This window comes from Stenotrophomonas maltophilia (assembly GCF_002799245.1).
Lineage (GTDB): Bacteria > Pseudomonadota > Gammaproteobacteria > Xanthomonadales > Xanthomonadaceae > Stenotrophomonas > Stenotrophomonas maltophilia_S.
This window is the reverse complement of sequence record NZ_NEQV01000005.1, coordinates 392,525-418,295: the sequence shown is the minus strand read 5'-3', so window position 1 is coordinate 418,295 and position 25,771 is coordinate 392,525. Positions and strand designations below refer to the sequence as shown.

At 66.4% G+C, this 25,771-nt stretch carries 17 protein-coding genes; 8 read left to right on the top strand and 9 right to left on the bottom strand.

The window, feature by feature from the left end; all coding sequences use genetic code 11:
- The first annotated feature begins 95 nt into the window (after positions 1-95).
- Entirely contained in the window at positions 96-1,337 is a 1,242-nt protein-coding gene (serA, locus tag B9Y64_RS16800) for a phosphoglycerate dehydrogenase (RefSeq protein ID WP_100441686.1), read from the top strand.
- A gap of 530 nt (positions 1,338-1,867) precedes the next feature.
- Here the strand turns inward: serA and B9Y64_RS16795 are convergent.
- Complete coding sequence (locus B9Y64_RS16795; protein ID WP_100441685.1) at positions 1,868-2,482, bottom strand: NUDIX hydrolase; 615 nt, start codon at positions 2,480-2,482, stop codon at positions 1,868-1,870.
- Between the two features lie 132 nt (positions 2,483-2,614).
- Here B9Y64_RS16795 and B9Y64_RS16790 point away from each other — a divergent pair, with 132 nt between their 5' ends.
- The 5 genes from B9Y64_RS16790 to mtnC all read left to right on the top strand — a co-directional run bounded on the left by B9Y64_RS16790 (position 2,615) and on the right by mtnC (position 8,034).
- Positions 2,615-4,090: an amino acid permease gene (locus B9Y64_RS16790; RefSeq protein WP_100441684.1), complete on the top strand. Its 1,476-nt coding sequence runs from the start codon at positions 2,615-2,617 to the stop codon at positions 4,088-4,090.
- An 82-nt stretch (positions 4,091-4,172) separates the two neighbouring features.
- Positions 4,173-5,600 (top strand): amino acid permease, encoded by a 1,428-nt coding sequence (locus B9Y64_RS16785; protein WP_100441683.1) that lies wholly within the window; start codon positions 4,173-4,175, stop codon positions 5,598-5,600.
- Positions 5,601-6,044: 444 nt separating this feature from the next.
- The gene (locus B9Y64_RS16780) at positions 6,045-6,686 is read left to right on the top strand and encodes a methylthioribulose 1-phosphate dehydratase (protein ID WP_100441682.1); all 642 of its coding nucleotides are present in this window, start codon (positions 6,045-6,047) and stop codon (positions 6,684-6,686) included.
- 91 nt (positions 6,687-6,777) lie between these two features.
- Complete coding sequence (locus B9Y64_RS16775) at positions 6,778-7,335, top strand: 1,2-dihydroxy-3-keto-5-methylthiopentene dioxygenase (RefSeq protein ID WP_100441681.1); 558 nt, start codon at positions 6,778-6,780, stop codon at positions 7,333-7,335.
- Between the two features lie 3 nt (positions 7,336-7,338).
- Complete coding sequence (gene mtnC, locus B9Y64_RS16770; RefSeq protein ID WP_100441680.1) at positions 7,339-8,034, top strand: acireductone synthase; 696 nt, start codon at positions 7,339-7,341, stop codon at positions 8,032-8,034.
- An 87-nt stretch (positions 8,035-8,121) separates the two neighbouring features.
- Here mtnC and B9Y64_RS16765 read toward each other — a convergent pair whose 3' ends face one another.
- The 6 genes from B9Y64_RS16765 to B9Y64_RS16740 form a co-directional block, all read right to left on the bottom strand.
- Positions 8,122-10,740: a beta-mannosidase gene (locus tag B9Y64_RS16765; RefSeq protein ID WP_100441679.1), complete on the bottom strand. Its 2,619-nt coding sequence runs from the start codon at positions 10,738-10,740 to the stop codon at positions 8,122-8,124.
- 90 nt (positions 10,741-10,830) lie between these two features.
- Positions 10,831-12,057, bottom strand: a complete 1,227-nt coding sequence (locus B9Y64_RS16760) for an AGE family epimerase/isomerase (protein ID WP_100441678.1) — start codon at positions 12,055-12,057, stop codon at positions 10,831-10,833.
- Positions 12,054-13,049 (bottom strand): carbohydrate kinase family protein, encoded by a 996-nt coding sequence (locus tag B9Y64_RS16755; RefSeq protein ID WP_100441677.1) that lies wholly within the window; start codon positions 13,047-13,049, stop codon positions 12,054-12,056. The genes B9Y64_RS16760 and B9Y64_RS16755 overlap by 4 nt, the downstream gene beginning before the upstream one ends.
- A gap of 7 nt (positions 13,050-13,056) precedes the next feature.
- Positions 13,057-14,370 (bottom strand): L-fucose:H+ symporter permease, encoded by a 1,314-nt coding sequence (fucP, locus tag B9Y64_RS16750; protein ID WP_100441676.1) that lies wholly within the window; start codon positions 14,368-14,370, stop codon positions 13,057-13,059.
- A gap of 60 nt (positions 14,371-14,430) precedes the next feature.
- On the bottom strand, positions 14,431-15,483 hold the full coding sequence (locus B9Y64_RS16745; protein WP_100441675.1) for a LacI family DNA-binding transcriptional regulator: 1,053 nt from the start codon (positions 15,481-15,483) through the stop codon (positions 14,431-14,433).
- Positions 15,484-15,579: 96 nt separating this feature from the next.
- Positions 15,580-18,045, bottom strand: coding sequence for a GH92 family glycosyl hydrolase (locus B9Y64_RS16740; RefSeq protein ID WP_100441674.1), 2,466 nt, complete (start codon positions 18,043-18,045; stop codon positions 15,580-15,582).
- A 1,117-nt stretch (positions 18,046-19,162) separates the two neighbouring features.
- Here B9Y64_RS16740 and B9Y64_RS16735 point away from each other — a divergent pair.
- Both B9Y64_RS16735 and B9Y64_RS16730 read left to right on the top strand, forming a co-directional pair.
- Entirely contained in the window at positions 19,163-22,240 is a 3,078-nt protein-coding gene (locus tag B9Y64_RS16735) for a TonB-dependent receptor (protein ID WP_100441673.1), read from the top strand.
- A gap of 200 nt (positions 22,241-22,440) precedes the next feature.
- Positions 22,441-22,635 carry a heavy-metal-associated domain-containing protein gene (locus tag B9Y64_RS16730; RefSeq protein ID WP_100441672.1) on the top strand — a complete coding sequence of 65 codons (195 nt, stop codon included), beginning with the start codon at positions 22,441-22,443 and terminating at the stop codon, positions 22,633-22,635.
- Positions 22,636-22,713: 78 nt separating this feature from the next.
- On the opposite strand, the gene cueR is transcribed toward B9Y64_RS16730, so the two are convergent.
- Positions 22,714-23,169, bottom strand: coding sequence for a Cu(I)-responsive transcriptional regulator (gene cueR / locus B9Y64_RS16725; protein ID WP_100441671.1), 456 nt, complete (start codon positions 23,167-23,169; stop codon positions 22,714-22,716).
- A gap of 11 nt (positions 23,170-23,180) precedes the next feature.
- On the bottom strand, positions 23,181-25,682 hold the full coding sequence (locus B9Y64_RS16720) for a heavy metal translocating P-type ATPase (protein ID WP_100441670.1): 2,502 nt from the start codon (positions 25,680-25,682) through the stop codon (positions 23,181-23,183).
- Positions 25,683-25,771: the final 89 nt, after the last annotated feature.

The window sequence follows — 25,771 nt, the reverse complement described above, 5'->3', positions numbered from 1 at the left end:
GCAGATAGCTACGGATGCAACCAATTGCGCACTGCACCATGGGCGCCCCTATCTGGCATAGTGGTCAGCCCCTGTCCCACTGGCCGTGTTGCCCCATGTCGCCGAAGAAGACCTCGTTCCCGAAGCAGGATATCCGTGTGCTGTTGCTGGAGGGGGTCAGCCAGACCGCCGTGGAGGTGTTCAGCGCCGCCGGCTACAGCCAGATCGAAGCGCATACCAAGGCGCTGCCCGAGGACGAACTGAAGGCGCGCATTGCCGAGGCGCACATCGTCGGCATCCGTTCGCGCACCCAGCTCAGCGCCGAGGTGCTGGCCGAGGCCAAGCGCCTGATCGCGGTGGGCTGCTTCTGCATCGGCACCAACCAGGTCGACCTGGACGCGGCCGAACTGGCCGGCATCCCGGTGTTCAACGCGCCCTATTCCAATACCCGCAGCGTAGCCGAGCTGGTGATCGCCGAGGCGATCATGCTGACCCGCGGCATCCCGCAGAAGAACGCCGAATGCCATCGCGGCGGCTGGTCGAAATCGGCCAGCGGCAGCCACGAGGTGCGCGGCAAGACGCTGGGCATCATCGGTTATGGCCACATCGGCACCCAGGTCGGCGTACTGGCCGAATCGCTGGGCATGCAGGTGATCTTCCATGATGTGGAAACCAAGCTGGCGCTGGGCAATGCCCGTGCGGCGGCCAGCCTGGACGATCTGCTGGCGCGCGCCGACATCGTCACCCTGCACGTGCCGGAGACCCCGTCCACGCAATGGATGATCGGCAGCACCGAGCTGGCGAAGATGCGCAAGGGCGTGCACCTGATCAACGCCGCGCGCGGCACCGTGGTCGACATCGATGCGCTGGACGCGGCCCTGGCCAGCGGCCACGTCGGTGGCGCCGCGCTGGACGTGTTCCCGGTCGAGCCGAAGGGCAACGGCGATATCTTCGAATCGCCGCTGACCCGCCACGACAACGTGATCCTGACCCCGCACGTGGGCGGCAGCACGCTGGAAGCGCAGGACAACATCGGCGTGGAAGTCGCCGCCAAGCTGGTGCGCTACAGCGACAACGGCAGCACCCTGTCGGCGGTCAACTTCCCGGAAGTGACCCTGCCCGAGCACGCCGACAGCCTGCGCCTGCTGCACATCCACCAGAACGTGCCGGGCGTGCTGTCCAAGGTCAACGAGATCTTCTCGCGCCACAACGTCAACATCGACGGCCAGTTCCTGCGCACCGACCCGAAGGTGGGCTACGTAGTGATCGACATCACCGCCAGCGAGGAACAGGCCGCCGCGGTGCGCGAAGAACTTGCAGCGATCCCAGGCACCCTGCGCACCCGCATTCTGTACTGATCGGAATGTTCCCGGCATCGCGCCATCCGCGCGTGGCGCGGATCTACCGGGCGATATGCATCGCTGCCTTCCTGTAGAGCCGAGCCCATGCTCGGCTGCTGTTCCGGCCAGCAGTGAGCCGAGCGTCGGCTCGGCTCTGCAGGCATCGCGCCATCCGCGCATGGCGCGGATCTACTGGGCGATATGCATCGCTGTCTTCCTGTAGATCCGAGCCCATGCTCGGCTGCTGTTCCGGCCAACAGTGAGCCGAGCGTCGGCTCGGCTCTGCAGGCATCGCGCCATCCGCGCATGGCGCGGATCTACCGGGCGATATGCATCGCTGTCTTCTTGTAGAGCCGAGCCCATGCTCGGCTGCTGTTCCAGCCAACATCGAGCCGAGCGCCGGCTCGGCTCTACAGGCATCGCGCCATCCGCGCATGGCGCGGATCTACCGGGCGATATGCATCGCTGCCTTCGTGTAGAGCCGAGCCCATGCTCGGCTGCTGTTCCGGCCAGCAGTGAGCCGAGCGTCGGCTCGGCTCTACAGCTTGCTAGCGCGCCAACCAGCGGCGCGCCATGCGCTGCATCGATTCGTCCGATTCCGGATCGGCCGCGACCTCGGCCACCGGCCGCCAGGCCAGGTCAAGCGACTCCTCGCTGAGCACGAAGGCCTCGCCGCCCAGTGCCCGGATCACGAAACGCACGTCGTAGTGCCAGTGCCCGGGCACATCCTTGCGCTCCGGAATCCAGTGCTTGTCCAGATCGAAGATGGCCGGGTCTTCCAGTACCAGGCCGCTCAGGCCCGACTCCTCCTCGGCTTCCTTCAATGCCACCTGGGCCAGGTCGCGGTCGCCGTCGGCGTGACCGCCCAGCTGCAGCCAGCGCTGGAGCTTGCGGTGATGGGTCAGCAGCAGGCGCTGGCCGTCGGCGCTGACCAGCCAGCAACTGGCGGTGAAGTGGCCGGCCAGCCGTTCACGCCGGAACGGATCTTCCGGATCGTCCAGCAATGTGCCGAATTCGGCAGCCAGTGCGTCGTGGGCAGGCTCACGGCAGGCGTAGTCCCGCAGCAGGCCACGCAGGCGATCGTCAAGCACGGCAAGGGTTTCGGCGGTCTGGTGCATGAATGGGGATGGTCTGGAAAAATACTGCTCATTATCGCCGTTCATTGTTGCGATTGTGCTTGTGCGTTGGCTTCAGCTTTTGCTAAGGTACAGCGGGCCGTTCGCACGGCCTTCACCATTCAGGGCTGTTGACGACGTATCGACCGCCCACCCAATCCGATCACTAGGAAGTACTGCATGCTGAAAGCTCTGTTGAGGGTCAAGCCGGTCGAGCCGGCCGGGCACGTCGATGCCGGCGAACCCATCGAAGGCAGCCTGGACGGCGAAGCCACGTTGAAACGGACCCTCACGGCTAAACACCTCATCCTGCTGGGCGTGGGTGCGGTGATCGGCGCAGGTATCTTCGTGCTGACCGGCCAGGCCGCAGCCAACCACGCCGGCCCGGCAGTGATGCTGTCGTTCGTGATCGCCGGTTTCGCCTGCGCCCTGGCGGGCCTGTGCTACGCCGAGTTCGCAGCGATGATGCCGGTCTCCGGCAGTGCCTACTCCTACTCCTACGCCACCCTCGGCGAAGGCATGGCCTGGTTCATCGGCTGGTGCCTGGTGCTGGAGTACCTGTTCGCCTCGGCCTCGGTCGCGGTGGGCTGGTCGGCCTACCTGATCAGCTTCATCACCACCACGCTGCACATGCCCTTCCCGGACCTGCTCAGCGCCGCGCCCATCGCCTGGACCGGCAGCGAGTTCGTCTCCTCCGGCAAGCTGTTCAACCTGCCGGCGGTGCTGATCGTGGCGGCGGTGTCCGGCCTGCTGTACGTGGGCGTGACCCAGTCGGCCTTCGTCAACGCGATCATCGTGGCGATCAAGGTCACCGTCATCTGCCTGTTCATCGGCATCGGCGCGGCCCACATCGACCCGGCCAACTGGCACCCGTTCATCCCGGAAAACACCGGCGTGCCGGGTGAGTTCGGCTGGAGCGGCGTGTTCCGCGCGGCCACCATCGTGTTCTTCGCCTACATCGGCTTCGATGCGGTCTCCACCGCCGCCGGCGAAACCAAGGACCCGCAGCGCAACATGCCGATCGGCCTGCTCGGCTCGCTGGCGGTGTGCACCATCGTCTACATCATCGTCTGTGCGGTGCTGACCGGCATGATGCCGTACCACCTGCTGGGCACCGACAAGCCGGTGGCCACCGCACTGGAACCCTACCCGACCCTTGCCTGGCTGAAGACGTTCGTGGAAATCGGCGCCATTGCCGGCCTGTCCTCGGTGGTGCTGGTGATGATGATGGGCCAGACCCGCATCGCCTACACCATCTCCCGTGACGGCCTGCTGCCGAAGTTCTTCGGCAAGGTCCACGCGCGCTTCCGCACCCCGTACGTCGCCACCATCGTGGTCGGCGTGATCGCCGCTGCGCTGGCCGGCCTGGTGCCGCTGAACGTGCTGGGCGAACTGGTCTCGATGGGCACCCTGCTGGCCTTCGCCACCGTCTGCATCGGCGTGCTGGTGCTGCGCTATTCCAAGCCCGACCTGCACCGCCCGTTCCGCGTGCCGATGGTGTGGATCATCTGCCCGCTGGGCGCGGCCACCTGCCTGTTCCTGTTCTGGCAGGCGTTCGTGGTGCACTGGCACCTGTTCGTCGGCTGGACCCTGCTCGGCCTGCTGATCTACCTGGGCTACGGCATCCGCAACAGCAAGCTCGCCAAGTCGCCCTGATCCGCCTACGGGCCGGCCTCGCGCCGGCCCGTCCGTTTTCCCCGCGCGCCGGTCATGGCGCGCTTCGACAAGACCACCACACATGTTCAAGCAACTGTGGGCCACCAAGCACCCGCATGCCGCCCATGAAGACGCCAACGGCCTGAGCCTGCGCCGCCACCTTGGCCCCTGGGGCCTCACCGCCCTGGGTATTGGCGCAGTGATCGGCGGCGGCATTTTCGTCATCACCGGCCAGGCCGCCGCCAACCACGCCGGCCCGGCGATCATGCTGTCCTTCGTGCTGGCTGCCATCTGCTGCGCCTTCTGCGCGCTGGCCTACGCCGAGTTCGCCTCGATGGTGCCGGTTTCCGGCAGCGCCTACACCTACACCTACGCCACCTTCGGCGAGCTCTCCGCCTGGTTCATCGGCTGGATGCTGGTGCTCGAATACGGCGTCTCCGCTTCGGCGGTCGCGGTCAGCTGGACCGGCTACTTCCTCAGCCTGCTCAGCCAGTTCGACATCCATCTGCCAGCGGCGCTGGTCAGTGCGCCACTGGACGCGCAGCTGCGCCCCACCGGCGCCATCGCCAACCTGCCGGCCGCCGCACTGGTGCTGCTGCTGACCTGGCTGTGCTACGTCGGCATCAGCAAGTCCTCGGCAATGAACATGGCGATGGTGGTACTGAAGACCGGCCTGATCGTGCTGGTCATCGTGGTCGGCTGGAAGTACGTCGACACCAGCAACTGGACCCCGTTCATCCCGGCCAATGAAGGCCCCGGCAAGTACGGCATGGAAGGCGTGCTGCGTGGCGCGGCGATGGTGTTCTTCGCCTACATCGGCTTCGAGGCGGTGTCGGTGGCGGCGCAGGAGTCGAAGAACCCGCAGCGTGACATGCCGATCGGCATGATGCTGTCGCTGGTGGTCTGCACCGTGCTGTACATCGCGATGGCCGCGGTGATGACCGGCCTGGTGCCCTACCAGCTGCTCGGCACCGATGAGCCCGTGGTGACCGCAGTGGCCGCGCATCCGCAGCTGGGCTGGCTGCGCTGGGTGGTCGAGGTCGGCGCACTGGTCGGCCTTTCGTCGGTGGTGCTGGTGATGATCATCGGCCAGCCGCGCATCTTCATGATCATGGGTCGCGACGGCCTGCTGCCGCCGGTGTTCACCAAGATCCACCCGAAGTACCGCACCCCGCACATCAATACCGTGATCACCGGCATCGGCATCGCGCTGCTGGCGGCGCTGTTCCCGCTGGACATCCTCGGCGAGCTGACCTCGATGGGTACGCTGATCGCCTTTGCCGCCGTGTGCGCCGGCGTGCTGATCCTGCGCCGTACCCAGCCGGACCTGCCGCGGCCGTTCCGCATGCCGATGGCATGGCTGATCTGCAGCCTGGGCGTGTTGAGCTGCCTGGCGCTGCTGTCGGCGATGACGATGCACAACTGGATGCTGATGGGTGTGTGGACCTTCGTCGGCTTCGTGATCTATTTCTGCTACGGCTTCAAGCACAGCCGCCTGCGGGGTAAGTGAGGTTTTTTGCATTGCAGGGCCTGCGGCCCTGCACCCGCCTTTGAAGCCGGAGCAACGGCAACAGCGGGGCTGTGGGTTTGGCGGGGAGGCATGGGTTCGCGGGGGACGCCGTGAATCCATCCCTGCAGCCTTGGCCGCGGCATCCATGCCGCGGACACTCCCTCGAACCCATGCCGCCCCACCGCTGACACGGTAGATCCACGCCATGCGTGGATGAATTCGTCCGGGGAATGAATTTTCTCCGGTCGATGAATTCTTTGTAGAGCCGAGCCATGCTCGGCTCCGAGCAAGCGTAGCGCCGCGACCCGCTTCTGCCTTTCCTTCTTCACTCCGTCCGTGGCTGGCGCGCACGGAACCCGCCCGGCCAGATCCCGGAACCCGGTCGTTGCAATCAACCAGCCACGAGGGTCTCAGCCGTTGGCCGAATCCAGTAAAATCGCCTCCATGAACGCCCCCACCTTTCCCTACGACACCGCGCGCCTGAGCGAACTGGCCCAGCTGCTGATCGACAACGTCCGCGAACTGGCCCATGCCGGCTGGACCCCGGCCACCAGCAGCAACTTCTCCCATCGCCTGGATGACCGCCATGCGGCGATCACCGTCTCGGGCAAGGACAAGGGCCGCCTGATCGAGGACGACATCATGGTGGTGGACTTCGACGGCAAGGCCGTTGGCCGCCCGCTGCGCCCGTCCGCCGAAACCCTGCTGCACACCCAGCTGTACCGCCGCTTCCCGGAAGTGGGCTGCGTGCTGCATACCCACTCGCCGGTGCAGACCATCGCCTCGCGCCTGTACGCGCCGCAGGGCCATATCCGCCTGGAAGGCTACGAGCTGCTGAAGGCCTTCGCCGGCAACAGCACCCACGAAATGGCCATCGACGTGCCGGTGTTCGCCAACACCCAGGACATGAACGTGCTCTCGGCGCAGGTCGACGACCTGCTCGACCGCCAGCCGCTCTGGGGCTACCTGATCGACGGCCACGGCCTGTATGCCTGGGGCCGCGACATGGCCGAGGCCCGCCGCCACCTGGAAGCATTCGAATTCCTGTTCCACTGCGAGCTGGAACTGCGCAGGCTGCGCGGCTGAACCCGCCGCAGGTGCAGATGCCGATCCGGAATCTGCACCCCGTCCCCACCCTGATACCCTGTCTTCCCCCCGAGACGTTCAAGCTGCCGCCATGAGCCGACTGCGCATCTACGACGACACCCGCCCCGATTCGCCACTGCTGGACACCCAGGACGGCGCGATCATCGCTGCCGAACTGCAGAACATCGGCGTCACCTTCGAGCGCTGGCAGGCCACCGCACCGGTCGCACCCGGCGCCAGCCAGGACGAGGTGTTCGCCGCCTACCGCGCGGACATCGATCGGCTGGTCGCCGAGCGCGGCTTCAAGAGCGTGGACGTGGCCTCGATCGCCCCGGACAACCCGAACCGCGCCGAGCTGCGGAAGAAGTTCCTCGACGAGCACTTCCACAAGGAAGACGAGGTGCGCTTCTTCGTCGCAGGTTCCGGCCTGTTCACCCTGCACGTGGGTGACAAGGTCTATGAGATCGAATGCGTGAAGGACGATCTCATCGCCGTGCCCGATGGCACTACCCACTGGTTCGACATGGGCGATGAGCCGAGCTTCGTGGCGATCCGCTTCTTCACCGAGCCGGATGGCTGGGTCGGCCACTTCACCGGCACCGACATCGCGCAGAAGTTCCCCCGTTACGTACCTACCCAGGCATCCTGATCCATGCAGCCCCGCGTCATCCTGACCGATATCGAAGGCACCACCAGCAGCATCTCGTTCGTCAAGAACGTGCTGTTCCCCTATGCCCGCAAGGCACTGCCCGCGTTCGTCGCCGAACACGGCCAGCAGCCGGAGGTCCGCCGCTGGCTGGATGCGGTGGCTACCGAGATCGGCGGCGCCTGCCAGGACAGCCTGGTGGCCGAGACGCTGCAGGGCTGGATCGACCAGGACCGCAAGCACACCGCACTGAAGGCGCTGCAGGGCCTGATCTGGGATGAAGGTTACCGTCGCGGCGATTACACCGCGCACTTCTACCCGGAAGTGGCGCCGGTGCTGAACGGCTGGCACGCCTCCGGCCTGCCGCTCTACGTGTACTCTTCCGGCTCGGTGCCGGCACAGAAGCTGTTCTTCGGCTTCAGCGACGCCGGTGACCTCAGCCCGCTGGTGTCCGGCTGGTTCGATACCGAAATCGGTGGCAAGCGCGAGGCCGGCAGCTACCGCCGCATCGTGCAGGCCATCGGCGTGCCGGCGGGCGAGATCCTGTTCCTGTCCGATGTGGTGGAAGAGCTGGATGCCGCGCGCGAAGCCGGCCTGCAGACCCGCCTGATCGACCGCCTGGATGATTACCCGATGCCGCGTACCGGCCAGGCCGCCAACGGCCACGAGCGGGTCGAGAACTTCCAGCAGATCAAGCTGTAAGCAAGAAAAAGGGGACGGAGGGGATTAAGTCGTTTGTGGCGCATGTGTGCCACAAACGACTTAATCCCCTCCGTCCCCTTTTTTGTCTCAACGATCGTTGAGGGTTCTGACCTTCAGCGCTTCGCGCAGCGTCGCCAGGTCCACCGGGCCACGCACCGCGATATCGCGGGTTTCGCCCGGCAGCAGGTCCAGCAGGTTGTCTTCGACCTGCACATCCAGCGCACCGAAATCGATCCACGCCGCGCGCACATACGCCGCGCTCTCCAGGCGCAGACGGTAGTGGTCGCCCTGGATGGACAGCGTGGCCTTCAGCTTCTGCCGTGGCAACACCTGGCCCCTTGCCTCGACGAAACCGACCACCTGGCGCGCACTGACATTGCCATCCTGCAGCAACTCGAACACCGCCACCGTGTGCTTCGGATCGGCACCGGCCAGCAACTCGGCATCGCGGAAATCACCGATCGAGGTGACGCCCTCGGCCGTCAACGTCACCGCTTCCTCGCGCCGGCGCAGCACCTTGCCGTCCATGTCGATCACCCGCAGCCGCCATCGTGCATCCAGCGCGGCGCCGTCATTGATCAGGCGCACCCGCGTGCTGCCCTGGTCGCGCAGCGCCGCCACCGTCACCGGCGCGAAGAAGCGCCGCGCGGCATAGTGCAGCGCTTTCCAGCGGCCGAAGTAGTCCACGCTGGACCACGAGGCGCCCGGCCAGACATCGTTGAGCTGCCAATACAACGAGCCCATCGTGTACGGCCGCGAGGCGCGATGATGCAGCGCCGCCAGCGCGATGCCATCGGCCTGCATCACCTGGCTGAGGTAGACGAAGTCCTCGAAGTCCTTCGGTGCGCCGTAGCCCAGCTCGATGTAGTGCAGCAGGCGGCTGTTGCCCTCGCCGGCCATGAACTTCTGGTGCGCGCGGATCACCGGGCTGTCGATGCGCTGCTCGGCACGGGTTGCGATCTGGTCCACCGTCGCTACCGACGGCCACGCCTGCAACCCATACTCGGACATGAAGCGCGGGGTCTCGCGCAGATAGGCCTGCACCGGCAGCGCAGGATTGCCCCAGACCTGCCAGTAGTGCTTGTCGCCACGGGTGGAATCGTTGGCCTTCTCATCCAGATCATTGCTGGGCGAGCTGGACCAGTACGGTACGCCCAGCCCTTCCTTGGCCACCACCTGGCGCAGGTCGTTGCCGAACAGGTCGACGTAGCCCTGCCAGACCTTCGCTGCAAACGCCGGGTCGGCAGCCTTCAGGTCGCGGCCGTGGCCCCAGTCCTTCCAGGCGGTTTCTTCCTCGTTGTTGCCGCACCACAGCACGATGCTGGGGTGGTGGCGCAACCGACGCACGTTGTCGCGCGCCTCGGCCACCACGCTGGCACGGAAGGCCGGATCGTAGCCCGGCTGCATGCCGCCGCCGAACATGAAGTCCTGCCAGACCAGCAGGCCCAGCTCATCGGCGATGTCGAAGAACGCGTCGTCCTCGTAGTAGCCGCCACCCCAGTTGCGCAGCATGTTCATGTTGGCGTCGCGCGCGGCAGTCAGCACCTGGCGCAGGCGCGCGGCATCAACGCGTGCAGGGAAGGCATCGAAAGGAATCACGTTGGCGCCCTTGGCGAAGATCGGCACGCCGTTGATGACAAAGGCGAAGCCCTGCCCTCCCTTGCCGTCCTCCTCGCGGCGCAGTTCAACCGTGCGCAGGCCGACGCGCTGCTCGCGCGCCAGCGTTGCATCGGCACCATCATCCAGTCGAGCCCGCACGGTATAGCGGTCCTGTGCGCCATGGCCCACCGGCCACCAGCGCTTCGGCTCCACCAGTTCAATCGGCAGTTCCACACTGTTCTGGCCGGGCTTCAGCAGCACCGTGCGCTGCTGCTGGGCCACGCTGCGACCCTGCGGATCGCGCACATCGACATTGACCACCGCAGAACCGGCGGCGCTGCCCTGCTCCACCTGCAGCAGCACCGCCAGTTTTGCCTGGCGGGCGTCCAGTGCATCGGTGCGCACGGCAAGATCGGTCAGGCGGTGCGCGTCCCAGGCCTGCAGGTCGACCCCGCGCCAGACGCCGGCGGTGACATAGCGCGGGCCCCAGTCCCAGCCGAAGTGGTAGGCCGGCTTGCGCGCGAAGTTGCCGACCATCGCGTCTTTGGGCTCATCCCCATAGGGCGAAGGATAGTTGCCGGCGATCTTGTGCGGCATCGCCTGCACGCCCGGCAGCAGGGTACCGATCGGCGAACGGAAGACGATCTGCAGTTCATTGCCCTTGGCCCGCAGGCGCCCGTCCACGCGCGCGTGCCAGGTGCGGTGCGCGTTGTCCGCGCGCAGCAGCGGCTTGCCGTTGAGGCTGACTTCGGCATAGGTGTCCAGCCCGTCGAAGCGCAGCTCGGCATGGGGCTTGCCCAGGGTCGCCGCATCCACGTCGAAGCGGGCACGGTACTCCCAGGCAGCCAGGCCGATCCACTGCAGCTCGGCTTCGGGCGCTCCGACGTACGGGTCGCGGATCAATGCATGCGCCAGCAGGTCGGTGTGCACGTTGCCCGGCACCTTCGCCGCACGCCATTGCTGCAGGCCTGGATGGGCCGCACCCTCGGCGTCGCCGGGCAGCATGCGGAACTCCCACTGTGCCTGCAGCGGCGCTGCAGTTGCCGGGAACGCGGACGCTGCGATCAGCAGCAGGAGCAGGCGGACAACGAAGGAAATGCGATGCACGTGAGACTCCTGTTCGTGCGCCGGGTCTGATCCGGCGCTACCCATGCGTCCAGCGTCCGGCAGCGCCGGGCCATGCCCGGCGCACCTTCCTCAACGCACGACGTTCAACACTTCGTAGCACGCGCCCATGGTGTGGTAATCCACCTTGCCGGCCGGGCTCTTCTCGTCGCTGTACTTGCGGTTGTCGGCATCGAGGATGCGGAACCAGGCGCCGTACTGGTGGTCGACGAAGTGCTCCCACGAGTACGCCCAGATGCGCTCGTACCACTGCCAGTAGCGGTCGTCGCCGGTGCGCTTGGCCATCAGCGCGGCGGTGGCCAGCGTCTCGGCCTGCACCCAGAAGTACTTGTCGTCGTCGCAGACGAAACTGTCGCCGCCGATCGGGGCGCCATCCATGCCCGGCTGCCGGCGCGATTCCGGTGCGAAGCCGTAATAAAGACCGCCACGCGCGTCGTCCCAGCTGCGCGCCACGGCCACATCGAACAGGTGCTGCGCGGTCGGAACCAACCAGTCGGCCTGCACGTGGCGATCGAGGATCAGCAGCAGCTTGGCCCATTCGGTCTGGTGGCCCGGCTGGAAGCCCCACGGGCGGAACAGGTGCTTGGGATCGTCCAGGTTGTAGTCCCAGTCGATCTCCCAGTTGGAATCGTAATGTTCCCAGACCAGGCCACCGGCCTTGGCAGCCTGGCGACGGGTCATGTTGTCGGCCAGCTGCAGCGCGCGCTCGACATAGCGCTGCTCGCCACTGGCCTCGAACGCCGCCAGCATCGCCTCGCACATGTGCATGTTGGCGTTCTGGCCGCGATAGCCGGTGAAGTTCCACTGGCCATCGGCTTCGTCCTTGTACAGGCCGTGCTGCGGCTCCCAGAAGCGCGCCTCCAGCAGCTGCCAGGTCTCGTCCATCCAGGCGCGGGCCTGCTCGACACCGGCCTTCAGTGCGCAGCTGTAGGCCAGCAGCACGAAGGCCACGCCGTAGCAGTGGTTCATGTCGTCCTCGACCTTGCCTTCACGCAGGGTCCAGGCGTAGCCACCAGTCGCCGGGTTGCGGTGCACCTCGCGCAGGTAGCGCACGCCGTGCTCGACCGCGTCGCGGTACTCGGCATTGCCGAACTCGCGATAGGCCATCGCATAGTTGAAGACGAAACGGGTGCTGCTCACCAGGTGGCGATGGTCTGCATCGTAGATGCTGCCGTCGTCACGGAAGTACTGGAAGAAGCCGCCTTCCGGATCAATGCAGCGCGGGTGGTAGAACGCCATGGTGTCGGCGATATGCGCGCGCAGGAACGCGGGCGAACGGAAATCGGGCGAGGGGCTCATGCGGTAATGTCCTGTGCCTGCAGCAGCTGCTGCACTTCATCGAGCGAGGGCATCGCGGCGAACGCGCCCTTGCGGGTAACGGCCAGCGCGCCCACCGCCGCACCGAAGCGCAGCGTGGCGGTGATGGCCTGCGGGTCCTGGCAGAATGCAGCAAAACCTGCACCCGCCCCGCCGCGCTCCAGCAGGCCGACCAGCACGCCGCCCACGAAGGCATCGCCGGCAGCCGTGGTGTCGACCGTGGCCACGCGGAAACTGGTCACCGTGCCGTGGTTGTCGCGGGTGTACCAATGCAGCGTGGCCGCACCGTCGGTGACGATGACCCAGCGCGCCTGCGCGGCCAGCAGGCGCCGCAGCACCGCCGCCTCGCCATCGGCGCCGAGCGGAGCGGCAAGGTAGTCCAGCTCTTCGCGCGACAGCTTCACCAGGTCGGCGCGTTCCAGCGCCTGCCACAGGCGCGGCGTCGGGTCCTCGTTCGCCGGCCACAGGGCAGGACGCAGGTTGAGGTCCAGGCTGACCACCGCACCGGCAGCGCGGGCACGGTCCATGCCGGCAAAGGTCGCCTCGGCAATGGCCGGCTCGGTCAGGCTGTTGGAACAGACGTGGAAGCACTGCGCGCTGTCGAGGCAGGCGGCCTGGAAATCGCTGCCACGGAACAACAGGTCGGCGGCCGGCGGGCGATAGAAACTGAAGCTGCGCTCGCCACTGGCGTCGAGAGCGACGAAGGCCAGTGCGGTCTTCGCCGCATCGGTACGCACGATGTAATCGGTGCCCACGCCGTGCTCGACCAGGCTGTCCGCCAGGAAGTCACCGAACATGTCACGGCCGAGCATGCCGACGAACTGGGTCTTCGCACCCAGCCGTGCGGCTGCCACGGCAACGTTGGCCGGCGCACCGCCGGCGTACTGCAGGAACGCGCGCGGGGTGTCGGCCGAGGCCGGCGGCTGCGCTAGTAGATCGATCAAAATTTCGCCGAAGCAAACGATGGCACCCATTCCGGACTCAGCCTCCCTGCGTTGCGGAAGCCGGCGTACGGGCGCCGACCAGTCCGTAGAAAATGATGTAGCCGTAGCACAGCAGCGGCAGGATGAAGCTGGCCTGCACACCGATGTGGTCGGCCAGCACGCCCTGCAGGTACGGCACCACGGCACCGCCGACGATGGCCATGATCAGCAGGCTGGAGCCCTTGTTGGTCAGCGGGCCCAGGCGTTCGATGCTCAGCGCGAAGATGGTCGGGAACATGATCGAATTGAACAGGCCGATCGCCACCACCGAGTACAGCGCGATGTGCCCGGAGGTCAGCATGGTCGTGACCAGCAGGGCCACGTTGACCAGCGCGAAGATCGCCAGCAGGCGGCTGGGCGAGAAGCGCGCCAACAGCGCAGAGCCCGCGAAGCGGCCGATCATCGCCATCGTCCAGTAGGCCGACACGTAATGCGTGGCTTCCTGCTCGCTGAAACCGCCGATGTTGGGCATCGACAGGTAGTTGACCAGGAAGCTGCCGATCGACACTTCGGCACCGACGTAGAAGAAGATGCCCAGCACGCCCAGCAGCAGGTGGCGCTTGCCCAGCGCGTCCAGGTAGCTGTGGTGGTGGCCCTGGTCGGCCTGCTCGGTGGCGTCGCTCAGCGCCGGCAGGCGGAACAGGAACACGAACAGCGCCAGCAGCACCAGCGCAACCGCCAGGCCCACGTACGGGCCCTGCACGGCCTGCGCCTCGGCGGCGCGATAGGCCAGCTGCTCGGTGGCCGGCAGCGCGTTCAGTTCATCGGCGCTCTTGACCGTGTTGGACAGGATCAGCATGCCGCCGAAGATCGGCGCGATGGCGGTACCCAGCGAGTTCAGTGCCTGCGCCAGCGTCAGCCGGCTGGAGCTGGTCTGCTCCGGTCCCAGCAGCGCGACGTAGGGATTCGCAGCGACCTGCAGCACGGTGATGCCGCTGGCCAGCACGAACAATGCGCCGAGGAAGGCGCCATACACGCGCAGCTCGGCCGCCGGCCAGAAGCCCAGCGCACCGATACCGGCGATCACCAGGCCCGCCACGATGCCCTTCTTGTAGCCCAGCGCCGCCACCAGCCTGCCCGCCGGCAGCGACATCAGGAAATAGGTACCGAAGAAGGTGAACTGCACCAGCATCGCCTTGGCGTAGTTCAGCTCGAACACCGCCTTCAGGTGCGGGATCAGGATGTCATTGAGGCAGGTCAGGAAGCCCCACATGAAGAAGATCGTGGTGACGACAGCCAGCGCCTTGCCGTTGGTGACGGCGGGTGCGTTGCCCGAAGATCCCGTTGGACGGGGCGTTGCGGAGATCGGCATGCGGTACGCGCCTCGATGCGCGGAAGGTCGTTGTTGCGTGGAAGGGGGGTATGAAAGGAATCAGTTCGGGCGTGCGGCACTGCTTTCGCGGATGCGCAGCTGCACCGGCGCGACCGTGCGCCGGGGTGGCGCGTCCGGTTCGTCCAATCGTTGCAGGAGCAGCGCAGCAGCCTGCCGGCCACGCTCGCGTGGGTCGGCCGTCAACGTGGTCAGTGGCGGCACCGCGACCGACGCTTCGGAAATATCATCGAAACCGGTAACGGCGAAGTCGCCGCCGGGCCGGATGCCACGCGAGTTCAGGCCCAGCATCAGGCCCAGCGCGACGGTGTCGTTGTAGCAGACCGCCGCACTGGGGCGATGGCCATCGGCAAACAGCTCGTCGGTGCGCGCAGCGGCTTCCAGGCGGTTCGGCGCCGACTCGATCATCCAGCCCGGCGGCAGCGACAGGCCCGCTTCGGCCAGCGCCTGCTGGAAACCCGCGCGGCGCTGGTGGCACGAGCTCGACGCGGCATGACCGCCGAAGAAGGCGATCTGGCGATGGCCGCGCTCGATCAGGTGGCGCGTGGCCAGATAGGCGCCGTGCTGGTTGTCCAGGGTGAGGAAGTCCCAGTCGGCACCGTCCAGTTCGCGGTTGAACAACAACACGTTGGCATTGGCACCCAGCACCTGCCGCAACAACGCGGTGTCACTGCCCTCGGCCGGCGACAGGATCAGGCCGGCCGGGGTGTGCTCCATCAGCGTGGACAGCACCGCCTGCTGCCGCTCCGGCGATTCGCCGGTGCTGCCCAGCAACGTCACGTAGCCACGGCCACCCAGCGCCTCGTCCACGCCGGAGGCGAATTCGGCGAAGAACGGGTTGGACAGATCGTTGATCACCAGCGCGATGCTGGATGACGTGCGCCGGCGCAGGTTGGCCGCCGCACGGTTGTAGACATAGCGCTGGCGGCGCAGTTCGGCCTCGACCTTGGCGCGGGTATCGACGTTGACCAGCGGGCTGCCGCGCAGCACCAGCGACACGGTTGCCCGGGACACGCCGATGGCACGCGCGATGTCGGTCACCGTCACCGCCTTGCCGGCGCGCTTGCTGGGACTGCTGCTGCCGTTGTCGTTCATCGTCTTCCCGGACTCCGCTGGAGGCTCAAGCCTAATGGATCAGGGCCGTGTCGTGCCGTGCCGTTCGCTGGGTCACCGCGAACGGCACAGTCCGGCTCAGCGCAGCTCGCTGCCCGGTGCCGCACACCAGGACACCGGCAGGTCCTTCACCGCCGTGCCCCAGCCCTGCTCCGGCGCCTTCGCATCGAGCGCAAAGTGCAGGCGCGGGCCCTGCTGCAGGCGGTTCCAGTCCAGCCATACCGGTGCATGCGCCTGGCCGTCGACCTGCACGCCCTGCACGTACTGCAGGCGGCGGCCATCGGCGCCCGGCGCGTCGATGCGCAGGGTCCGGCCATTGCCCAGGTCCACTTCCACCTTGCTGAAGCGCGGCGTGTGCAGCAGGAACTGGCCGCTGCCCGGTACCGCCGGGTACACGCCGATGGCGCTGAACAGGTACCAGGCCGACATCGTGCCGAGGTCGTCGTTGCCGGTCACGCCGTTGGGGGCATTGGTGAACAACTGCTGCGCGGCACGCACCACGGCGGCGGTCTTCCACGGCTGGCCGATCAGCGTGTACAGCCAGGGCGAGTGCAGGTCAGGCTCGTTGTTCGGGTTGTAGCGGAACTGGTTGTAGTAGCTGTACGGCCCGACCACCCACTCCTTGCGGGCGGCATTGAGCGGGTCAGCCTGCAGCGCGTCCATTGCGAAGAAGGCATCGAGGCGGCGCCCGGCCTGCTCGCGGCCGTCCATCGCTTCGACCAGGCCCGGCACGTCCTGCTGCGCCAGCCACTGGTACTGCCACGCCGTGCCTTCATGGAAACCATGGTGCGAACGCGGGCTGTAGTGGCCATCGGCCGGCGTGTACCACTGGCCATCCTCGGTACGCGGGCGCGGGAAACCGGTGAAGCCGGTCTCGGCATCGCGCACCTGCGGGTCCCACACCTTGCGCCAGTTGCGGCCACGCTCACGCAGCGTCGCCGCATCCTGCGCATGGCCCAGGCCGTCGGCCATCTGCGAGAGCGCACAGTCGGCCAGCGCATATTCCAGCGTGGCCGAACCGCCGTGGTGCGGATCGACATCCATGCCCTTCGATGGGAACGCGCGGTCGTAGACCACGTAGCCCTTGTCCAGGTAGGTCGGGTTGCCGGAGCGGCCGGCCATGCGCGAGTTCAGCGGCGGCGTACCGAACGCATTGCGGCGCAGCGCATCCCAGGCCTGCGATTCACGTCCCTTGAGTGCACCGAAGCGCCACAGGTCGACCATGAACGGCGTGACCGGATCGCCGGTCATGATGTTGGTCTCGAAGTTGGCATAGCCCCAGCGCGGCAGCCAACCGCCCTGCTCGTCGATCGCAAGCAGGGTGCGACCGATGTCACGCGCCACGTCCGGGCGGGTCAGTGCCAGCCACTGGTTCTGTGCGCGATAGGTATCCCACAGCGAGAAGTACTCGTAGTACGTCCAGCCGTCGGCGCGATGGATGCCATCGTCATAGCCACGGTAGCGGCCATCGGCGTCGTTGCCGGTCATCGGCTGCAGCAGCGCGTGGTAGACCGCGCTGTAGAACACGGCGCGGTCGTCGGCGTTGCCACCCTGCACGCGCACCCGGCCCAGCTGCTCGCGCCAGGACTGCTGGGACAGCGCGCGCATGCGGTCGAACCCGAGCAACGCCCCACCCTGCATGCCCTCCGCGCGCAGATTGGTGCGCGCGCCTTCGGCATCCACATGCGAGATCGCGCTGACCGCCGTCACCGACTGGCCCTTGGCCAGGTCGAAACTGAGCCAGGCACCGTTCGGCTTCTGTTCGCCTTCCATGCTGTGGCGTGCACCGGGCAGGCCACCGCCCTCGCCCCAGGTGCCGTGCGCCTTGAACGGGCGATCGAATTCGATGCGGAACCAGGTGGTGTACTGATGGCCGCCGCAGAAACTCTTGGTGACCAGCTTGCCTTCGACCACGCGGTCGCCGACCACATCGACCACGCTGCCGATCACCGAGTGGCGCTCGTTGGCCTGGCCGACATTGACCAGCACATGGCCGTCGCCGCTGCGCTGGCTGAAGGTATAGCGCTCGGCCGCGGCACGGGTGCGTGCGGTGGCCTCGGCATCGATGCCGCCGTAGCTGGTCAGGCGCACCTTGTAATAGCCGGCCTGGCCGATCTCGCCGTCATGGGTGTAGGCCGAGGCATAAGCCCTGTGGTCGAACTGCTTGGCGTTGCCGGTATCGAAATCGCCGCCTGGGCCGATCGAACCGGTCACCGGCAGCACCGACACCTGGCCACCCTGCTCCCAGCAACCGGCCCCGGAGATGAACGAATGGCCGAAGCCGCGGATCTTCTCGTCGTCGTAGCGCCAGCCGGAATAGTGACTGCCGATCGGGCTGACCTGGATCAGGCCGAACGGTGCCGATGCACCCGGGAACGTATTGCCGTCGTCCTTGCTGCCGATGAAGGTGTTGACCTCGCGCTCCAGCGCGGCCGGTGCGGCCTGCAGCAGCACCGGCACGGACGACAGTGCAAGCAGGCAGGCCAGGCGCAGCAGTGGGCGCGAGGACAAGGGGACGGCGGGAGCGGACGGCACTGGACGCATGTCGGGTTCCTGTAGTCGATGACGCGGAGGCAGACGGCCGGGGCCGTCCGGCACCGTTCCGCTGAGCCCCACCCTGACCGGCAGAGAGCTCCCCCTGGAATGACACCCGACCCACCGGACCGTGAATTTAGATCGATTCAAGTAGAGCATGCAGGTTCAGCCGAATGCATTCTGCGGCGCAGCATGAGAGAGGGTGTCCGGCAGGGCTGCGCCCTGCACCTGCTTCAAGCCAAGGCAACAGCCGGAGCAATAGCAACAGCTGGCTATCCGTGGGTAGGCGGGGCGGGTCCGGTTGCGGGGGACGCCGTAAATACGTCCATGTAGGCTCGGTCGCCGCATCCATGCGGCTCACGCCCCCGCAACCGGACCCACCCCGCCTTCGACAGATCTCTGCGGTCTGTAGATCCACGCCATGCGTGGATGAATCTCTGACAGATAACGAAATCATTCGGGGTCAGATCCGTTTTCCAAAGGAAAACGGATCTGACCCCATGCCGTTCGACCCCATGCCGTTCCCCCATGCCGTCCCCAGGACCCACCCAACCGTCACCGGGAAACTGCCGAAGGCGGTGCGGTGTCGGCTTGCGGGGTGTCCGCGGGCGGCCAAGCCCCCATGGGTAAGGGCGCTTTGCTTGCGAAGCACTGCTTCGCAAGCGCCCGAACGCACAGCCGCCAGCGGCTGGGCCGGACCGCGGAGCGGGGTTTACGGCGTGTCCTGCCAGCCCACACCGCCCCGCCAAACCACAGACAACCCAGAGCCGCTTTGGCTTTGGCTTCGAGCAGGTGCAGGGCGCCGCCCTGCCGACCCACCCTTCCCTGCGCACGAAAACGATTTCACTGGTTTCAGCAAACCGTCATCCCTTCGACACGCCAGTACCATATTGCGGAGCAGCATGCGCCCACGGGCGACCCATGCTAAAAATCGCCCGCCCATCGCTTAGATCGATCCAAGACGACGCTGCGATGGCCGGGAGTTGGGGGAGCAGCAACAGGACGTACCAGGCCACGCGCGCGGTGCTACTGCCACTGCATGGCGACAGCGACAAAGACGCTACAAATTAGATCGATTCAAGTTGTCCGTGCCACGTCACCGGATCAATCCAGGAGAGAGGGAGAGATGGGAATGAAGCATTCAACACGTACGCACGGCCAGGACGCATTGTCGCTGGCCATTGCGCTGGCCCTGGCCGCCGCCGTCATTCCGGCAGGCGCCGCCGCGCAGCAGGCCGCGTCCACCGGCTCGCAGGACGCCACCACGCTGGACAGCGTCCAGGTCACCGGCTACCGCTATGCCATTGAAAAGAGCCTTGAGCAGAAGCGCGACGCCAACGCCGTGGTCGAAGTGATCACCGCCGAGGACGTCGGCAAGTTCCCCGACAAGAACGTCGCCGACGCGCTGCAGCGCGTGCCCGGCGTGGTCATCACCCGCAGCGGTGGCGAAGGCAAGAGTGTCAGCGTGCGCGGTCTTGCACCGGACCTGACACTGACCCAGTTGAACGGCAACTACGTGGCGACGTCGGAAACCAACGACGAAGCAACCCGTTCGTTCAATTACACCCTGCTGCCGTCGAACATGCTGTCCAGCGCAGAACTGTTCAAGTCGCCGGAAGCACGCATCGACGAAGGCGGCATCGGCGGCACGGTCATCCTGCACACCCGTCGCCCGCTGGACATGGAGGCCAATTCGGGCTTCGTCACGCTCGAGGGCACCTCGTCCGATACCCATCACGATATCGACCCGCAGGCGTCGGCGCTGTACTCGTGGCACAGCAAGGATGAGCGCTTCGGCGTACTGGTCGGCGTGACCCAGCAGAAGCGCACCACCCGTACCATGGAAGCCAGCACCGAGGACTACCAGTGGTATGGCGCCGGCAAGGCTCGCGATGCCTATGGCAACGTGCAGGCGCAGGATGGCATCCACTACTGGTGGGGCAGGTCCGGTTTCAACAACCAGACCGGCGGCAACTACAGCGATTTCTTCATGCCGACCTCGGTCAATTTCGCGGTGAAGGAAGAAAAGCGCGAGCGCAAGGGCGGCCAGCTGACCTTCCAGTTCAAGCCGGTCGACAATGTCACGATGACGGCCAACTACTTCCGCTTCGAGCTGCAGGGTGACTACACCCAGAACATGCTGAAGATTCCGGAATGGAGCATGGCCCGCTTCAACGGAGACGGAAACTGGGCCGGCGGCCGCCTGCTCAATGGCCTGGACTTCGACCCCAGCGGCAACACCGTCACCGGTGCCCAGTTCGAAAAGCTGGCGGGGAAAACCTATTACTGCAGCGAAGACCAGGCCAAGGCGGCCGGCCTCCAGCCCGGCGGCTGGGGCCCGGACGACTGCACGGTTCCGACGCCGCAGCTGACCGGTGGCTACAGCAAGGAAAAGGCGCTGTCGCAGACCGCTGACCTGACCATCGACTGGGACATCAGCCCGCTGTGGAAGGCCTCGTTCACTGGCGGCCGCACCTGGTCCGAAGGTGGCCCGTCGATGAACTTCCGGATGTCGGCCAAGCCGCGCCGCAAGGTCGGCAACGATTACCTGCCGGGCAACCTTTACAGCGCCTGGGATCTGACCGGCACACCCTCGGCGACCTTCTCGCCCGACCTGCAGCAGCAGCTGATGAACGGCATTGCCGAGGTCGACACCGGTTCGACCGATTCCTCGTCGAAGCGCACCGAGGTCAAGCAGAACTACTTCCAGGCCGACGTCACCAAGCTGTTCGAATCGGGCTGGCTGGACTCGATCCAGTTCGGTGCCAAGTACCGCGATGGCAAGGTCCACCGCAACACCGGCAACACCTACTGGGTGTGCCCGGGCCGTGACCCGGCCGACTATGACAACAGCCGTTACCAGAGTGGCTGCGACCCGACGGCCGGCGACGCGCAGCCCGGCTTCTTCCTGTCCAATCCGATCAGCAACATTGCAGGCGGCTTCAACGCCAACGTGTTCCCGGGCATCAACTACCCGGCGTACATCGACTACCTGAACAAGACCTACGGTGGTTCGCACAACCGTACCGAGGAAGACTTCGTCTACAACGTCAACGAGAAGATCTACTCCGGCTACTTCCAGGCCAACTTCCGCACCGAGCGCCTGCGCGGCAATGTCGGCGTGCGCGTGGTGCGCACCAAGCAGTTCGCGCAGTCCTCCGACTCGATCGAGAAGTTCAACGACTACTTCCTGGACAACGCGTCCGGCGCGCCGATGGCGTGCACCGATCCCGCCGCTGCGGCCTACCCGACCTACAGCTGCGAGAGCGGCTTCGTGCGCCTGCCGCACGACCTGGCGCAGAGCAAGACCTACGACCTGATCGGCGTGGACCGCACGTACACCGACGTGCTGCCGAGCTTCAACATCGCCTGGGACATCACCGATACGCTGGTACTGCGTGGTGCCGCATCGAAGGTGATCGCCCGCCCCGGCTACACCGACATCGCGGCGCCGGGCGCACTGAGCTATTACAGCGAAGAGTATGTCAATGATCGCCGCGTTGCCGGCGGCGCCTCGACCGCGGGCTGGGTTGGCCAGGGCAGCAACAAGCAGCTGGAACCGTTCAAGGCCACCCAGTTCGACCTGGGCCTGGAATGGTACTTCCAGCCGGGCGCGGTCGCCGGTGTCAGCCTGTTCCGCAAGAACGTGGACAACTTCACCCTGCCGGTGGTGCGCGACACGCCGATGGTCATCGGTGGTGAAGCCGTGAACGTGCAGCGCTACGAAACCCAGGCCAATGGCCGCGATGGTGTGTCGCAGGGCGTCGAGCTGTACGGCCAGTACACCTTCGATTTCGGCTTCGGCGTGCAGGCCAACTACACCTACAACGACACCAACCTGGCCTCCATTGTTCTGGACGGCCAGGAAATCGGCTCCTCGCCGCTGGTCGGCAGCGCCAAGAACCAGGCCAACGTCACGGTGTTCTACGAGAACGAGAAGTTCCTCGCGCGCGCCTCGTTCAACCGTCGCGGCCAGGTGGTCGGCGGGCTCAACAATGGCCTCACCGTCTACACCGAGCCGTATGACCAGTTGGATCTGAACGTGGCCTACAACCTCACCCCGGAGTGGACCCTGACCGCGTCGGTGATCAATGCCACCAAGTCCGAGCAGCGCGTGCACCTGGGTAGCGACACCAAGGCTCGCCTGATCTCCAATACCTACGCAGGCCGCCAGCTGTACTTCGGCGCCACCTGGAAGTTCTGAGCCCGCACCGGGTTGCCCGGGCCCGCCCCGGCGCAACCCACGCCCCGCTCCGGCGGGGACGTTCCTCCACGGCAGCCGCGCTGGTACAGGTGGCTGCCGTTTTCGTTGGCCGCTTGCCTGCGGTTCAGCCCATGGCTTGACCCTGCCATCGTTGGAAGGCACACACTGGCCCCACCCCAAGAGCATCGAAGGAGCTACAGATGGAATTCCATGTCGACGGCATGACCTGCGGCGGCTGCGCGCGCAGTGTGACCCGCGCAATCCAGCAGATCGATCCGAACGCCAGCGTGGTTGCCGACCCGCCGACCGGCCTGGTCAAGGTGCAGACCACCGCGTCGCAGGAACAGGTGCTCGCCGCGGTGAACGATGCGGGTTTCCCGCCGCGTAGCGCCTGATCCCCTGCCCTGCCTCCACGACCAGACCCGCCCCGTGCAATGGCACCGGGCGGGTTTTTTCATGCTGGCAGTGGGAACTCAGTGCTTGTGGCTGCGCCGCCGCACCGCACCAGACTTCGCGGCATCGACCGGCACCAGGGTCTCATCGTCTTCGCCCAGCCGCTGCAGGATCGGGCATTCCGGGCGCTCGTCTCCCGCGCAGCAGCTGATCAGCGCCTTCAACGTGTCGGCCATCTGCCGCATGTGCTCGATGCGCTGCTCCAGATCGGCGATGTGCTGTTCGGCCAGGTGCTTGACGTCGGCGCTGTGCCGCGAGGTGTCGTTCCAGAGGCCGAGCAGATCGGTGATCTCGGCCACCTGGAAGCCGAGATCGCGCGCGCGGCGGATGAAGCGCAGGCGGTGGACGTCCGCCTGCGAGTATGCCCGGTAGCCTGATTCGGTTCTATCAGCCGCAGGAATCAGACCGATCTGCTCGTAGTAGCGGATCATCTTCGCTGAAACGCTGGAGGCCTTGGCGGCTTCGCCGATGTTCATCCGGATCTCCTTCAATGGGTCGCTGCGGGGGCATCCGCCATCGGTGGCTGGAAGCGGCGCAGGCGCAGCGCGTTGCCCAGCACGAACACACTGGACAGCGCCATTGCACCGGCCGCGAACACCGGCGACAGCAGCACGCCCCAGACCGGGTACAGCACGCCGGCCGCCACCGGGATCAACGCAGTGTTGTAGGCGAACGCCCAGAACAGGTTCTGGCGGATGTTGCCCAGGGTTGCCTTCGATAGTGCAATGGCATTCGGCACGCCCTGCAGATTGCCCGACATCAGCACCACATCGGCCGATTCCACCGCGATATCGGTTCCTGTGCCGATGGCCAGGCCGACATCGGCTTCAGCCAGCGCCGGCGCATCATTGATGCCGTCGCCGACGAAGGCGACGTGGCCATGCGTGGCCTTCAGCCTGCGCACTGCCTCGACCTTGCCTTCCGGCAACACCTCGGCCACGACTTCATCGATGCCCAGCTGGCGCGCGATCGCCTGCGCGGTCCCGGCGTTGTCACCGGTGATCATCGCCACCTTCAGGCCCAATTGATGCAATGCCGCGATCGCGGCCGGCGTGCTCGGCTTGATCGGATCGGACACCGCGATGATCGCTGCCAGGCGGCCATCAATGGCAGCGTACAGCGGCGATTTTCCCTGCGTGCCCAGCGTTGCAGCCAGTGCGGCAAACGCAGCAATGTCCACGCCGAGATCGCGCATGAAACGATCCGCGCCGACCTCCACCCGCGCGCCATCGACGCCGGCGCGCACGCCCATGCCGGTGACCGACTCGAATTCAACCATCTGCGGCACTGCCAGGCCCTGTTCGGTGGCGGCCTCGACGATGGCACGGGCGATCGGATGCTCGGAGCGTGACTCCACTGCGGCAACGGCCGCCAACACCGTGCGGCGATCGAACCCGTCGGCAACGTCCAGATCGGTCAGGCGCGGGCGGCCTTCGGTCAGCGTGCCGGTCTTGTCCACGGCCACCACCTGCGCGTCCTTCAGCAGCTGCAGTGCCTCGCCCTTGCGGAACAGCACGCCCATTTCAGCGCCACGACCGGTACCGACCATGATCGAGGTCGGCGTGGCCAACCCCATCGCGCATGGGCAGGCAATGATCAGCACCGCCACCGCGTTGACCAGCGCGAAGCTCAGTGCCGGCGATGGCCCGAAGATCAGCCAGACCGCGAAGGTCGCCAGTGCGGCCAGCATCACCGCCGGCACGAACCACAGGGTGACCTTGTCGACCACCGCCTGGATCGGCAGCTTCGAGCCCTGCGCCTGTTCGACCATGCGGATGATCTGCGCCAGCATGGTCTGCGCACCCACCGCCGTGGCACGCACGCTCAGTGCGCCCTTCTGGTTGACCGTGCCACCGACCACGCTGCTGCCCGGCTGCTTCTCGACCGGGATCGGTTCGCCACTGATCATGGACTCGTCGATGTAGCTGCGGCCTTCGACCACCTCGCCGTCGACCGGCACGCGCTCGCCCGGCCGCACTTCCACCACGTCGCCGCTCAGCACTTCATTGACCGGGATGTCGGCCGTGCGGCCGTCACGGATCACATGGGCGACCTTGGCCTGCAGGTTGACCAGGCGCTTGATCGCCTCGGAGGTGCGGCCCTTGGCGCGCGCTTCAAGGAAGCGGCCGAGCAGGATCAGCGCGACGATCACCGCCGCTGCTTCGTAGTAGACGTTCACCGTGCCCGCCGGCAACAGCCGCGGCAGGAACGTCGCCACCACCGAGTAGCCGAATGCCGCAGCGGTGCCCACCGCCACCAGCGAATTCATGTCCGGCGCAAGCCGCAGCAGCGCGGGGATGCCCTTCTGGTAGAAACGGCGGCCGGGGATGGCCAGCACCAGCGCGGTCAGCACGAACTGCAGGTACCAGCTGGCCTGCATGCCGATCGTGGACATCACCCATTCGTGCATGCCGGGGATCAGGTGCGAGCCCATTTCCAGCACGAACACCGGCAGTGCCAGCGAGGTGGCCAGGATCAGGTCGCGCTTCAGCTGCGCACGCTCGGCATCCTTCTTTTCCGCGGCTTCGTCATCGGACTGCACCCCCGCCTCGATCACGCGTGCGTCATAACCGGCCTTGTCGATGGCGGCGACCAGCGCTGCAGCATCCGCCACGCCACGCACCGTGGCGCGCTCGGTGGCCAGGTTGACGCTGGCCTGGCTGACGCCGGGCACGGCCAGCAGCGCACGTTCGACACGACCCACGCAGGACGCGCAGGTCATGCCCTCTACCAACAGCTCAGTGGTACCGGCCGGCACGTCATAGCCCACCCGCTCCACCGCCTGGATCAACGCCGCGCGATCCACCGGCCCCGACGGGCGGATGTCCGCCCGCTCGGTGGCCAGGTTCACCGAGACGCTGCCCACGCCTTCGACCCTGGACAGTGCCGCTTCGACCCTGCCCACGCAGCTGGCGCAGGTCATGCCCTCGATGGGAAGGCTGATGGTGGACGGGCTGGCGGGGACGGCAGTGGCGCGCGGCGTGCTCATGATCGGATTCCCGGGATTCCTTCTGGATGCGGACAGGCTAAACCTTGCCATCGTGGGAAGGTCAAATCCAGCCTGTCCGCATTTCCTGA